The sequence below is a fragment of the Rathayibacter sp. AY1F4 genome (assembly GCF_002931775.1).
Classification (GTDB): Bacteria; Actinomycetota; Actinomycetes; order Actinomycetales; family Microbacteriaceae; genus Rathayibacter.
On record NZ_PSVE01000031.1, the window covers coordinates 1 to 12425 of the forward strand.

Below are 12425 nucleotides of genomic sequence, written 5' to 3' on the forward strand. Positions count from 1 at the left end.
GTCCGCGAGGGCGCCGCGGGCGAGCGCGAGGCCACCCGCCGCGTCGTCCTCGTCAACGGCGACGGACGCGTGCTCGGAGCCACGACCGCCCTTCACGCTGATCGAGGAGCCGGCCCCTCCGGCGTATCGAGATCCCCGCGACCGGACTCCCTCCGCCGCACCCACGCCCCTCCCCGTGCCCGCTCGACCGCGGAGCTCGCGATACTGTGAGCCCTCTCACCCCGGACCTCCAAGGAGACGCACATGTCGGTCGGCCTGCTCGCGGTTGTCGATGACATCCTCACCGCCGCCCTGAAGGCGAGCGCCAAGACGGCGGGCGTCGTGATCGACGACGCGGCCGTCACCCCGCAGTACGTGCAGGGCCTCACGCCCGCGCGGGAGCTGCCGGTGGTCGGGCGGATCGCGCTGGGGAGCCTGTTCAACAAGTTCGTCATCATCATCCCGCTGGCGCTGCTGCTCTCGGCGTTCGCGCCGCAGGTGCTGCCGTACCTGCTCATCCTCGGCGGCGCGTTCCTCTGCTTCGAGGGGGCGGAGAAGGTGCTCGAGTGGTTCGGCGTCTCGCACGGCGGCCACGAGACGGAGGCGCGCGACGAGAAGAAGCTCGTCTTCGGCGCCATCCGCACCGACCTCATCCTGAGCACCGAGATCATGCTGATCGCGCTCGACGGCCTCGACCCCGACTTCGGGATCTGGCCCACGCTCGGCGCGCTCCTGGTCGTCGGGCTCGGGATGACCGTGCTCGTGTACGGCGCCGTCGCGCTGCTCGTGAAGATCGACGACGTGGGCCTGCGCCTGATGAAGAACGCGGCCCGCGGCGTGCGGCGCACCGGAGCGAGGATCGTCGCGTCGATGCCGGTGGTGTTCCGCGCGATCAGCATCATCGGGACGCTCGCCATGCTCTGGGTCGGCGGGCACCTCGTCGTCGCGAACCTCGCCGAGACGGTGTGGCACGGTCCGTACGACCTCGTGCACGTCGTCACCCACGCGGTCGAGGGCGCGGGCCCGGTCGTCGTGTGGCTGGCCGACACCTTCGTCTCGATGATCTTCGGCCTCGTGCTGGGTATGGTCATCGCGGCCGTCGTGATGGGCGTCTCGCGCCTGCGCACCCGCGACGAGACGGCCGCGGGGCGCTGAGCGGGGTCCCGATACGCCGCGTGCCGCGGCTGGTTGACCGGCTTAGGGGTGCGCGGTCGCTCCACCGGCGCGGAGGTGTGCGGCTGCCCGACCGGCACGGATCCATGCCGATCGAGTAGCCCGCGTCGCGGGCGTATCGGGATCCCACGACGCGCCGCCCGCGCAGCGCCGCTCCGACGGCGAACGACGGACCGCCCCCGTCCCCGGAGGGGCGGAGGCGGTCCGTGTCGGAGGGGGCGTCAGCAGTTGCGGGCCGCGTACGCTCCCGTCGCCACCGAGGTGACCTGCTTGCCGTCGACCGTGCCCGTCGCGGTGACGGTGGCCTGGCCGGCCGGCACCGAGGCCGCGCGCGTCGTGAACGCGGCGCTGCCGCTCGCGCCGGGCGCGACTCCGGTGACCTGCTTCGACCCGGAGGGCGTCGCGATGGTCATCGAGACCGGCACGCCGGACTCGTTCTTCGCCGCGACGGTGAGCGTCACCTTGCCGGCGATGCAGCGGGTGGTCGCCGTGACCGCGACCGCGAGGGCGGCGGGCGCCTTCAGGGTCACCGTCACCGTCGTGGTCGAGGTGACGGAGCCGTCGGCCGCGCGGACCGCGATGGTCGCGACTCCGCCGTTCGCCGTCGTCGGCTGGGTGATCCGCACGGTGGCCGCCGAGTCGGTCGCCACCGCTCCGATCACCGGCATCGCCGTGCCCTCGACGGTGACCGCGTAGGAGGTGCGGGCCGGGTCGAACCCGGCGATGCCCGCTCCTCCGACGCGCAGGGCGCCCAGGGTGGCGACCGCGGCGGGCGAGGCGACCGACTCGTAGAGCTTGGTCTCGGCCACGATCAGGTGCGTGTTGTCGTAGGCGTTCATCACGACGCGGAAGGCCTTGGCCGTGACGGGCGCGAACGACGCGACCAGGGTCGGAGCCGTTCCGCCGGCCGGCGACGCGAGGGCCACGGCCGACTCGTAGCCGGGGACCGCGGTCCAGGTCGTGCTGTCGGCGGCCTGGTACTGCAGCTGGTAGGTCTGTGCCCAGCTGGTGCCGCCGTCGGCGAGGAACTGCACCGACACCTTCTCGACCTGGTGGGTCGAGGGGAAGGTGTAGGTCAGCGAGCTCTGCGCGGCCTTGGTGCCGTTGGTCCAGTTCGACCAGCCCTTGTCGCCGTCGACGCCGTTGCGGGTGCGCTCCGGTCCGTAGCCCGACTCCGACGACGACGCGGTCGCGACGATGCCGGCGTCCGGGTTGAAGTTGCGGAGCGTGCCCGTGGTGACGAGCACCGTGAGCGTGGCGGGGAGCGTCGCGCCGTCGGCGGTCGCCGTTCCCGAGACCGTCACCTGCCCGGCCCGGGCGAGGGAGGCGGTGGTGAGCGGCGTCCAGTCCCAGACGACCGGCACCGGGAAGGTGCTGGCCGAGGCGCCCACGCGGGCGGGGACCGTCGTCGGGGCCGAGGCCTTCACTCCGGCGACCGAGGCGCCCGCGGCGGCCGTGACCGACACGGGGTCGGTCGCGGTCAGTCCGCCGACGTCGACGAGCGCGGTGACCGTGATCGTCTGGCCGTAGAGGTCGGTCGCGGTGCCGGGCACCTCGACGCGGCCGGTCGCGCCGTACGCCGAGTCGGCGGGGCGCTGCCAGGTGACGGCGAGCGGTGCGCCGGCTCCCCAGGAGTACTGCGGGGTGATGCTCGCGGGCAGGGTCGGAGCGACGCCCGCGGTGGTGCGGACGGCGATCGTCTGGCCGGCGGTCGGGGCGAGGTCGCGGAGGGACCACGACTGGTTCGCTCCGCCGTTGGAGGTGTAGACGCCGACCGACGCGTTGTCGGCACTGGAGCCGCCGTTCACGTCGAGCGACTGGGCGATGGACTCGTTGACGAGCGAGAAGTTCACGCCGTCGGTGGTGTTGACGATCCAGCGGGTCGCGGCGGTCGTCTTCGCCGCGTCGACGGACAGCGAGCGCAGGTCGGTGCCGGCGGTCGTGGCTCCGAGCACGCGTCCGTCGCCGTTGACGAGGACGACGCGGCGGGTGGCCTCGCGCTCGCCGGCGGCGACCTCGCGGACCGTCCAGGTCTGCTTGGCGGCCGTGGCGGAATCGGTGGCGAGGCCGGTGATCGTGGTCGCGGCGCCCGAGGGGTTGCCGGTCAGGGCCTTGCCGCTCTGGGTGCCGACCAGCTGGTAGCGGTGGCCGTCGCGCAGGGCGGGGGCGGAGTCGGCGACTCCCGAGACTCCGTCGATCGAGAAGCTCGTGACCGACTTGGCGGGCACGGTGATCGTGGCGGTGCGCGAGATGCGGTCGACGCTCACCGGCGTCTTGGCGACCAGGGCGTTGCTCGTGGGAGCGGCGGCCGAGGAGGCCTTCGTGGTGATGTACGGGGTGACCGTCGCGGTGTCGGCGATGGTGCCGAAGCGGGAGAGGTCGAGCACGACGGTCTTCTCGGTCGCCGTGCTGTTGGTGTGCACGACGGTCGCGCCCGAGCCGTCGCCGCGGACGGCGGCGGTGGAGGAGCTGTCGTTGGAGGGCATCAGGTGGTCGCCCTCGTGGATGAACTTGGTGAAGTTCCGGATGGTGTTGAACTTCGAGTTCGTCTCGACGCCGCAGACCGGGGCCTTGGTGGAGTCGCCACCGGCGTCGGCGACGCGGCGGACCGACTTCCAGACCTCGGTCCCGTTCTCCTGGTACGGCTTGCAGTCCAGGTCGATGTAGACGGAGCCCCAGTTGAGGTTCTCGCCCTTGGGCTTGGGCTGCTGCATGTTGTAGTAGTCCTCGACGGGCTGCCAGAGCACCCACGCCTTGGGCTCGAGCTCGCGCAGGTCGTCGTTGATGCGGCCGGCGATGCCGAGGCCGTTCTCCATGTTGGTGGGGTCGAAGCCGGTGACCCAGTTGCCCTCGATCTCGCTCATCCACAGGTCGGTGTCGGCCTGCTTCGCGAGGTCGCGGACCTTGAGGCGGCCCGAGGTGCCGTAGGTGTGGACGTTCATCCGGTCGACCTCGGCGCGGATCGCGGCGGAGTAGGCGGCCCAGTTCGTGGCGAAGATGTCGGGGTTGGTCTCGTCCATCGCGGCGAGGCCGGCGTCGGTGGTCGAGGCGTCCAGCGCGGCGGTGACGTCGGGGATCAGACCCGCCTGGCGCGTCGGGCCGACGTGCATGCCCTCCTGGCGTCCGCCGGTCGGGACGCCGTTGGAGAGCTGGGTGCTCCAGTAGTTCGTGTTCGGCTCGTTGAAGGGGTCGAGCGTGTCGAACTCGATGCCGTACTCGTCCTCCATGTGCTCGGTGACCTTCACGAGGTACTTCGCGAACTGCTCCTCGGCGGCGGGCTTCAGCTGCTCGCTGTTGCCGTCGAAGCCGCCCGACACGTAGCCGCTCTCGGTCATGAAGTACGGGGCGGAGTTGGAGAACGCCTCCCAGTGCGAGATCTGCTTCTCCTCAGCGAGCCTCTCGACCCACCAGCGCTGCGTCTCGTCGGCCGTCCAGTCGTAGGAGGCGGGGTCGTCCGCGTTCCACTTGGCCAGGAGCGCGTCGCGGTCGGCGAGCTTCGTGGAGGTGCCGCCGTAGGTCGACGCGTCGCCGGCCGGGTTCGGCTTCCACCAGCCCTCGACGGCGCCGCCCGGGCGGAGGTAGTCCTTCACATCGGAGGCGTTGCCGCCGCCGATGTTGTAGCGGGCGATGTTGAGGTCGAGGCCGCTGTCGCCGAAGACCTTCTGGTAGAGGTCCTCGCGGAGGGCCTCGGGATAGTCGCCGGTCGCGTTCGCGAACCAGACGAGGCTGGTGCCCCAGCCCTCGAACGCCTCACCGGCGGCGGCGGGGTTCGGCGTGATGCGGAACGCGTCCGCGGCCTGAGCGGGGGCCGCTGCGGCGGGGATCGCCAGCAGTGCTCCTGTGGCCAGGGCGGCGCTCGTGGCGAGCGCGGCGACCCTTCTGAAGGACATCGACATTGATGCGGTCTCTCTTTCGCCATCGAAATGCGGGCATGTTCACGTGAACGCGCCCTGACGGCCGACTGTACATGTTCACGTCAACAATCGGAAGGTGCTCAGGGGTGGGAGGGGCCCGCGTCGGCGAGAAGCCGGGAGTCGTCGCAGTCGGCGCCGAGTGCGACGAGTCCTGGAGGGTCGTGGGCATGTGGAGGCGTGCGGCCGCGCGCCACGACGCCGCCGCGCTCAGACGCGGTGCGTCGTCTCCGGGAAGGCCTCGGGCTCGCACTGGATGGTCGCGTGGTCGATGCCGTGGCGCTCGCGGAGGACGGCGAGCACTCGGGAGAGCGCGGTGCGGTAGTCGGCGTCGGGAGCGACGACCACGTGGCCGGTGGCGCTCTCCATGCCGGAGGTGATCGTCCACACGTGCAGGTCGTGCAGCGCCAGCACTCCCGGGACGGCGCAGACGTCGCGCTCGAGCGCCGCGAGGTCGACGTGCGCGGGCGCCGACTCCATCAGGATCCCCAGCGCCTGCCGCGTCAGCGACCAGGTGCGGGGAAGGATCAGCAGCCCGATCAGCACGCCGACGATCGGATCCGCCCACGCCCAGCCGGTGGTGAGCAGCACGATCGCCGCGATGATCACGCCGATCGAGCCGAGTGCGTCGCCGAGCACCTCGAGGGAGGCTCCGCGGAGGGTGATGCTCTCCTTCGCCCCGGCCGACAGCAGGCGCAGGCTCACGAGGTTGACCGCCAGGCCCACGACGGCGGTGATCAGGAGGGGGCCGCCGGGCACCGCGGGCGGCTCGGCGAAGCGGCGGACGGCCTCGACGATCACGAACGCGGCGACCGCGAACAGCAGCAGACCGTTGGCGAGGGCGGCCAGCACTTCGAGGCGGTAGGAGCCGTAGGTGCGGCTCTTCGCGGCGGGGCGGGCGGCCAGCGAGATCGCGGCGATCGACATCCCGAGCGCCAGCACGTCGGTGCCCATGTGCGCGGCGTCCGAGAGCAGCGCGAGCGAGCCCGTCGCGACTCCGACCGCGAACTCGACGACCATGAACGCCGCGGTCAGCACGAAGGCGGCCACGAGCGGAGGCCGGTGCCGCGCGGCGGCGGAGCCGGCCGGAACGCCGTGAGAGTGGCCCATCGGCTCCTCCGATCCCTGTTCGTATAAACAGTCTTGCATGCGTCTGGAGGTGAGCGCGAGGGCCCTCAGCCGACCAGCGGGTCCAGCGCCTCGCCGAGGTAGGGCGCCAGGGTCCGGGCGTAGGACTCGGTGAGGTGCCCGAGGTCGCGGTACACCTTCACTCCGCCGATCACGAGGGGGCAGCCGCGGTCGTCGCAGAACCAGCGGGTGAGGTCGACGGCGGCGGCGCCCGGCCAGCCCTCGGCGGCGGCGGCCATCAGCTCGCGGTCGGCGAAGGCCTCGTCGAGCGGCACGCTGCAGTCGGCAGCGGAGCCCGGCTCCTCGGCGCAGGCCAGCAGGGAGAGCGAGGGCAGCACCGGATTGTCGCGGATCGCGACCACCGTGGATCCGCGGGCGATCAGCGGCGCCCACGACTCGTGGAAGCCGTCGATGCCGGCCTGCTCGTCGGGGGTGCCGGACGCGTCGACGAACACGGACTTCTTGGCGGAGTAGGCGGTGACGACGAGCGTGTACGGCTCCTGGCCCGCGAGCTCCTCCTGCAGCTTCCCGTTCCAGACGTCGCAGGAGCGGCGGGAGGAGGCGGAGTCGTCGCGCCGCTCCGCGGTCGAGAAGACGCAGCCCGTCTTGTAGTAGGTGTGCAGGTCCCAGCCGCGCTCCTCCGCGACGCCGCGCAGCGCCGGGAAGAAGGACGCCGCGTGCGAGTTGCCGATCAGCAGCACACGGAGGCCGGCGGGATCGCCGAAGCGGCACTCCTTGAGCGCCGTGCCGGAGTTGCCCGTGCTGCACTCGTCGGTGTTCAGCGCGGAGCCGTCCTCCGAGGCGTCGACGGCGGGCATGCTCGTGGTCCAGGAGTCGGGGCAGGCGTTCGCGAGCGCCGCGGCTCCGACGCAGCCCTCGGTCGAGACGGGGAGGGCGTGCGCGCGGGCGAGGTCGGCGGCGATCGCGGCGTTCGTGCCGGTGAGGCCCGTCGCTCCGACCAGGGCGGCGACGGCCAGCAGGGCCGCCGGGGCGAGCGCGCGGAGGCGGTGCGGGCGCTCGGCGGGGGCGCGGCGGTGGAGGGGGTCCTCGAGCACGTGCTTCGAGGCGGCGGCCAGGAGGATCGCGGCGGCGATGACGCCCAGGCCCGCCAGAGCGGTCGTGTCCTCGCCGGTGCTCTCGCGCCAGAAGACCAGGAGCGGCCAGTGCCAGAGGTAGATCCCGTAGCTCAGGCCGCCCAGCCACACGAGCGGGCGCAGGGCCAGCAGCCGGCCGACGCCGCGCTCCGGGGCGGGGCCGGTCCCGGCGACGAGCACGAGCACCGCCGAGAGGGTCGGCCAGAGCGCGGCGGCGCCGGGGAACGCGCTCGAGACCTGGAGCACGAATCCGCAGGAGACGACTCCGATCAGCCCCAGCCACCCGACGACCGTCCGCAGGGCCGCCGGGATCGCCAGTCCCGGGAGCACGAGGGCCGCGAGCGAGCCGAGTCCGAACTCCCACGAGCGGGCGAGGGTGCTGTAGTACGCGGTCGGCTGGTCGATCCCGACCAGCACGACCGAGAACGCGAACGAGAGGACGGTGAGCGCCGCGACGAGCGCCAGCAGGAACCGCGGCAGCTGCGCGCGTCGCCGCAGCAGCACGGCGGCGAGGGTCGCGACGAGCACCAGGGCGAGCCAGATCAGGTAGAACTGCCCCTGCACCGACATCGCCCAGAAGTTCTGCACCGGGGAGTGGAAGTCGTCCTGCGCGAGGTAGTCCACTCCGGCCCGCGCGAGCGCGACGTTCTCGACGTAGAAGGTCGAGGCGAGCACCTCGGTGAAGGTCTGCAGCAGCTGCGAGGGGCGCAGGAGGAGCGGAGCGAGCGCCGCGACGACGACCAGCACCACCGCGGCCGCCGGGAAGAGCCGCGAGGCGAGCCTCCGGAGGAAGGCGATCGGACGCACGCGCCCGAACCGCCGGATCTGGCCGAGGAGAGTCAGGGTGGTGAGGAACCCGGCGATCACGAAGAAGACGTCGACGCCTCCGGAGACGCGGCCCAGCCAGATGTGGAACGTCGCGACCAGGAGGGACGCGACGGCGCGCAGTCCCTCGATCTCGGGCCGGTAGCCGGACGCGTCGGCCTTGCGCACCAGCGCCGACCGGCCGGAGGGGGCGGTGCGGGCGGAGCGGCGGGGCAACAGGTTCCTTCCGTGACGGTCGGCGGGCGGTGGGGCGGGAGCCGTCGATCGTCGGTGTCCAGGATCGCGCTCTCCCGTCCCCAGGGGAACCGTGTCCGGGGTGCTGTCCGCCTGATTGGGGGCTGCGGAGGCGAGGTGCGCGACAGGTGTCCGCTTACTCGGCTGTTCCGGGCCTTCTGAGTGCATCGAGAACTCGGAGGTCGCCGTCCTCGCGCGCGACCACGGCGACTTCTGCGGAGTCGCCGGCGGGCCGGGCCGAGGGCGGCGGAGGGTCGGTGGCGCGGATCGACTGGCGCGAATGGACGGGGTGTGGTGAGGTAAGGCTATGCTTACCCGGGCTCCGCGCCGGGACGCGGGTGCCGCCCGCCGACGGACCGGGCCGACGAGCCCTGTCGGCGAACCGGGCCGACGAACCGGGCCGACGAGCCCTGTCGGCGAACCGGGCCGACGAACCGGGCTGACGAACAAGGCCCACGAACCGGGCCGGCGACCGACGCCCACGAACCACGGGAGATCCATGTCCATGCACCGACGGCGCCCCGCCACCCTCGCCCTCGCCGCCCTGACCCTGCTCGCCCTCACCGGCTGCGGCGCCTCCGAGCAGATCGAGCCCGAGAGCACGGCCGCCGCGGGGGAGGGCACGACCTCGTACCCGCTCACGCTGGACGACTGCGGCACCACGACCACCGTCACCGCCCCTCCGCAGCGGGTCGTCTCCCTCGACCAGAACTCGACCGAGATCCTGCTGTCCCTCGGCCTCGAGGACCGGATGGTCGGCACCGCCTCCTGGACCGACCCCGTGCTCGCGACCCTCGCCTCCGCGAACGAGAGCGTGCCGCGCCTGGCCGACAACGCGCCCACCTACGAGGTGCTGCTCGGCGCCGACCCGGACTTCGTCACGGCCTCCTTCGGCCGGCACTACGCGCCCGAGGGCGTCGCCTCGCGCGACCGCCTCGCCGAGACGGGGATCGGCTCCTACCTCGCCCCCTCCGACTGCGACAACGGAGCGAGCGTCAACGGCGGGAGCGGCACGCGCACCGTCCCGCTGACCGTCGACGTCCTCTACCAGGAGATCCACGAGCTGGCCGAGGTCTTCGACGTGCAGCAGCGCGGTGACGCCCTGGTCGCGCAGCTGCAGGAGCGTGCCGCCGCCGCCACGGAGGGGGTCGACCTCGGCGGCCGGAGCGTCGCCTTCTGGTTCGCCGACACCAAGACGCCCTACATGGCCGGCGGCTACAACTTCGCCTCGATGCTCGGCACCACGACCGGCATGACCAACGTGTTCGCCGACCGCACGGAGGACTGGCCCGCCGTCGGCTGGGAGAGCGTCGTCGCGGCCGACCCGGACGTCCTGGTCCTCGGCGACCTGCAGCGCGACCGCTTCCCCGGCGACCGCCTCGACGACAAGACCGCGTTCCTCCGCTCCGACCCGCTGACCAGCAGCCTGTCCGCGGTGCAGGACGGCCGCTTCATCGCGCTGCACGGCGCCGAGATGAACCCGTCGATCCGCTTCGTCGACGGGCTCGAGAAGATCCGCGCCTGGTGGGACGAGAACGGGGCCTCGCTCTGAGCACGGGCACGAGCACGGGCACGGGCACGGTCCTCGTCCGCCGGGTGCCGCGCGGTCTGGCCGCCGCGGCGCTGGTCGTCGGCGGGCTGCTCGCGCTGGCGCTCTCGGTCGGCGTCGCGGTGACCCTCGGCCCGGCCGACGTCTCGCTCGTGAACGTCCGCGACATCCTCCTCAACCACCTCGGGCTCGCCTCCGTCCCGGTGCGTGCGGCCGAGGACGCGATCGTCTGGCAGGAGCGCCTCCCGCGCGCACTCGTGGCCGCGGCATGCGGGGCGGGGCTCGGCGTGTGCGGAGTGATTCTGCAGTCGCTGCTGCGGAATCCGCTCGCCGACCCGTTCGTGCTGGGCGTCTCCTCCGGAGCCTCCACGGGCGCGGTGCTCGTCGGCGTGCTCGGGGTCGGCGGAGGAGTGGTCGGGCTCTCCGGAGGCGCCTTCGTCGGCGCGCTGGTCGCCTTCGGCTTCGTGCTGCTGCTCACGCGGTTCTCGGCGGGGGGCACCTCGAGCGTGATCCTGGCGGGGGTGGCGAGCACGCAGCTGTTCTCGGCGCTGACCTCGCTGATCGTGTTCGCGCTCGCCGACTCGGACGAGACGCGCGGCGTGATGTTCTGGCTGCTCGGCTCCCTCGAGGGCATGCGCTGGGACGACGTGGCGCTGAGCGGAGGAGTCGTGCTGCTCGGCTCCGTGGTCTGCCTCGCCGCGGCGCGCACGCTCGACGCGTTCGCCTTCGGGGAGGACGTGGCCGCGTCGCTCGGCGTGCACGTGGGCCGCACCCGCCTCCTCCTGCTGGTGGTGACGGCCCTGCTGACGGCGACCCTGGTGAGCATCGCCGGCGCGATCGGCTTCGTGGGGCTGGTGCTGCCGCACGCCGCGCGACTCGTGTTCGGGCAGCGGCACTCGCGGGTGATCCCGGCGACGATCCTGCTCGGCGCGGTGTTCCTGGTGTGGGTCGACGCCGGGTCGCGGGTGGCGTTCGCGCCGACTCCGCTGCCGGTGGGGGTCGGCACGGCACTCGTCGGCGTGCCGGTGTTCATGCTGCTGCTCCTGCGGCGGAGGGGCCGCTCATGACGCTCGAGGCCGACCGGGTCTCCTGGCGCCGGGGCGGCCGCCTGGTGGTCGACGGGATCTCGCTCCGCCCCGCTCCCGGCTCGACCGTCGGACTGCTCGGGCCCAACGGCTCGGGCAAGTCGTCGCTGCTGCGGCTGCTGCAGGGCACCGCGGCTCCGGACACCGGCGTCGTCACCCTCGACGGCGCGCCGCTCCGCTCGCTCCGCCGCCGCGAGGTCGCCCGGGCGGTGGCCACGGTGACGCAGCAGGCCGAGACGGAGGCGGACCTCCCCGTCCGCGACGTCGTCCGGCTGGGGCGCACCCCGCACCGCTCCCTCCTGGGCGGAGACACGGCCGAGGACCTGCGCGCGATCGACCGCGCCCTCGAGCAGGTGGGTCTCGAGGCGAAGGCCGACCACCTCTGGCACACCCTCTCGGGCGGCGAGCGGCAGCGCGCGCACATCGCCCGGGCGCTCGCGCAGGAGCCGCGCGAGCTGCTGCTGGACGAGCCGACCAACCACCTCGACATCCGCCATCAGCTGGAGCTGCTGGCCCTGGTGCGGGCGCTGCCGGTGACGACGGTCGTCGCGCTGCACGACCTCAACCTCGCGGCCCTCTTCTGCGACGCGCTGCTGGTGCTGCGCGAGGGGCGCGTGGTCGCGGGCGGCACCCCGGAGGAGGTGCTCACCCCGGCGCTGATCGCGGACGTCTACGGGGTGCGCGCCCGCGTGATCGTCGACGCCGGACGGCCGCACGTGCTGTTCGACTCCTGACTCCGCTGCCGACTCCTGACCCCACTGCCAGACGATCGTCGATCAGTCAACGGTCTCGTCCACTTCTGGCAGCGCGTTCTACCGTCGGTGAACCGGCTTCGAGACCTCACAGGAGAGGTCCTCCTCGCGCTGGGCGAGGTGCTCTCCTGACGGAGGGCGATGGGCGTGCCGGTGACGACGAGGGGAGTCGAGAGATGTCCAGAGACGACGTGGCACCGGGGCGGTTCGCGCGACTCGTGAAGTGGGTCGACAAGGCCGACGGCTGGGAGCCGCAGTACCTGCGCGGGCGGGTCGTGGCCAAGAAGGACGGCGAGTGGATCGTCGCGGTCGACGGCGAGGAGCGCCGGATCGTGAAGAAGGAGTGGAGCGTCTACCGCTGACTCTCGGGGAGGACTCGTGATGCTGCCCGACCGGCGCACTCCCGAGATCAGAGAGGCGCGTCCCGGAGTCTTCGTGCTCGAGCTGCGCGGCACCCGCCGCCGGCCCGCCGAGGAGCTGGGCGTCCTGATCCGCACGGGCACGACCTGGACGGTGCTGGGGCCGGAGGGCGTGCTCTCCGACGTGCCGAGCTTCCACGACGCCCTGGCGGCCCTGCGCGAGTAGCGAGGCACCACCGAGGTACCCGCGGCCCCACTCAGTCGCCCGAGACGGTCGCCCGCTCCGGCGTGTCGACGACCGTCTCGGGCACCTCGGCGCTGACGCGGAAGGGGACG

Annotated in this window: 9 protein-coding genes; 6 read left to right on the forward strand and 3 right to left on the reverse strand. The window is 72.7% G+C overall.

Going from position 1 to position 12425, the window contains the following annotated elements; all coding sequences use genetic code 11:
* Positions 1 to 243: 243 nt before the first annotated feature.
* Positions 244 to 1134, forward strand: coding sequence for a DUF808 domain-containing protein (locus C5C59_RS15630; RefSeq protein WP_104239119.1), 891 nt, complete (start codon positions 244 to 246; stop codon positions 1132 to 1134).
* Between the two features lie 239 nt (positions 1135 to 1373).
* Here the strand turns inward: C5C59_RS15630 and C5C59_RS15635 are convergent, their stop codons facing one another.
* The 3 genes from C5C59_RS15635 to C5C59_RS15645 form a co-directional block, all read right to left on the reverse strand.
* Entirely contained in the window at positions 1374 to 5042 is a 3669-nt protein-coding gene (locus C5C59_RS15635; protein ID WP_181134920.1) for a glycoside hydrolase, read from the reverse strand.
* A 231-nt stretch (positions 5043 to 5273) separates the two neighbouring features.
* Positions 5274 to 6173, reverse strand: a complete 900-nt coding sequence (locus C5C59_RS15640) for a cation diffusion facilitator family transporter (RefSeq protein ID WP_104239117.1) — start codon at positions 6171 to 6173, stop codon at positions 5274 to 5276.
* Between the two features lie 65 nt (positions 6174 to 6238).
* Entirely contained in the window at positions 6239 to 8326 is a 2088-nt protein-coding gene (locus C5C59_RS15645; protein ID WP_181134921.1) for an acyltransferase family protein, read from the reverse strand.
* Positions 8327 to 8843: 517 nt separating this feature from the next.
* On the opposite strand from C5C59_RS15645, the gene C5C59_RS15650 reads away from it, so the two are divergent.
* From C5C59_RS15650 to C5C59_RS15670, 5 genes are all read left to right on the forward strand, one after another.
* The gene (locus C5C59_RS15650) at positions 8844 to 9896 is read left to right on the forward strand and encodes an ABC transporter substrate-binding protein (protein ID WP_258062804.1); all 1053 of its coding nucleotides are present in this window, start codon (positions 8844 to 8846) and stop codon (positions 9894 to 9896) included.
* Positions 9869 to 10960 carry a FecCD family ABC transporter permease gene (locus C5C59_RS15655; protein WP_374953906.1) on the forward strand — a complete coding sequence of 364 codons (1092 nt, stop codon included), beginning with the start codon at positions 9869 to 9871 and terminating at the stop codon, positions 10958 to 10960. The genes C5C59_RS15650 and C5C59_RS15655 overlap by 28 nt, the downstream gene beginning before the upstream one ends.
* Positions 10957 to 11712 (forward strand): ABC transporter ATP-binding protein, encoded by a 756-nt coding sequence (locus C5C59_RS15660; protein WP_104239157.1) that lies wholly within the window; start codon positions 10957 to 10959, stop codon positions 11710 to 11712. The genes C5C59_RS15655 and C5C59_RS15660 overlap by 4 nt, the downstream gene beginning before the upstream one ends.
* Before the next feature lie 194 nt (positions 11713 to 11906).
* Positions 11907 to 12092, forward strand: coding sequence for a hypothetical protein (locus C5C59_RS15665; RefSeq protein WP_104251315.1), 186 nt, complete (start codon positions 11907 to 11909; stop codon positions 12090 to 12092).
* Between the two features lie 19 nt (positions 12093 to 12111).
* Positions 12112 to 12315: a hypothetical protein gene (locus tag C5C59_RS15670; protein WP_104239156.1), complete on the forward strand. Its 204-nt coding sequence runs from the start codon at positions 12112 to 12114 to the stop codon at positions 12313 to 12315.
* Positions 12316 to 12425: the final 110 nt, after the last annotated feature.

Excerpts from the sequence above, each read along its gene's own strand:
- C5C59_RS15635 (WP_181134920.1), bottom strand. The coding sequence starts at position 5,042 with ATGTCCTTCAGAAGGGTCGCCGCGCTCGCCACGAGCGCCGCCCTGGCC.
- C5C59_RS15640 (WP_104239117.1), bottom strand. The coding sequence starts at position 6,173 with ATGGGCCACTCTCACGGCGTTCCGGCCGGCTCCGCCGCCGCGCGGCAC.
- C5C59_RS15660 (WP_104239157.1), top strand. The coding sequence starts at position 10,957 with ATGACGCTCGAGGCCGACCGGGTCTCCTGGCGCCGGGGCGGCCGCCTG.
- C5C59_RS15650 (WP_258062804.1), top strand. The coding sequence starts at position 8,844 with ATGTCCATGCACCGACGGCGCCCCGCCACCCTCGCCCTCGCCGCCCTG.
- C5C59_RS15630 (WP_104239119.1), top strand. The coding sequence starts at position 244 with ATGTCGGTCGGCCTGCTCGCGGTTGTCGATGACATCCTCACCGCCGCC.
- C5C59_RS15665 (WP_104251315.1), top strand. The coding sequence starts at position 11,907 with ATGTCCAGAGACGACGTGGCACCGGGGCGGTTCGCGCGACTCGTGAAG.
- C5C59_RS15670 (WP_104239156.1), top strand. The coding sequence starts at position 12,112 with ATGCTGCCCGACCGGCGCACTCCCGAGATCAGAGAGGCGCGTCCCGGA.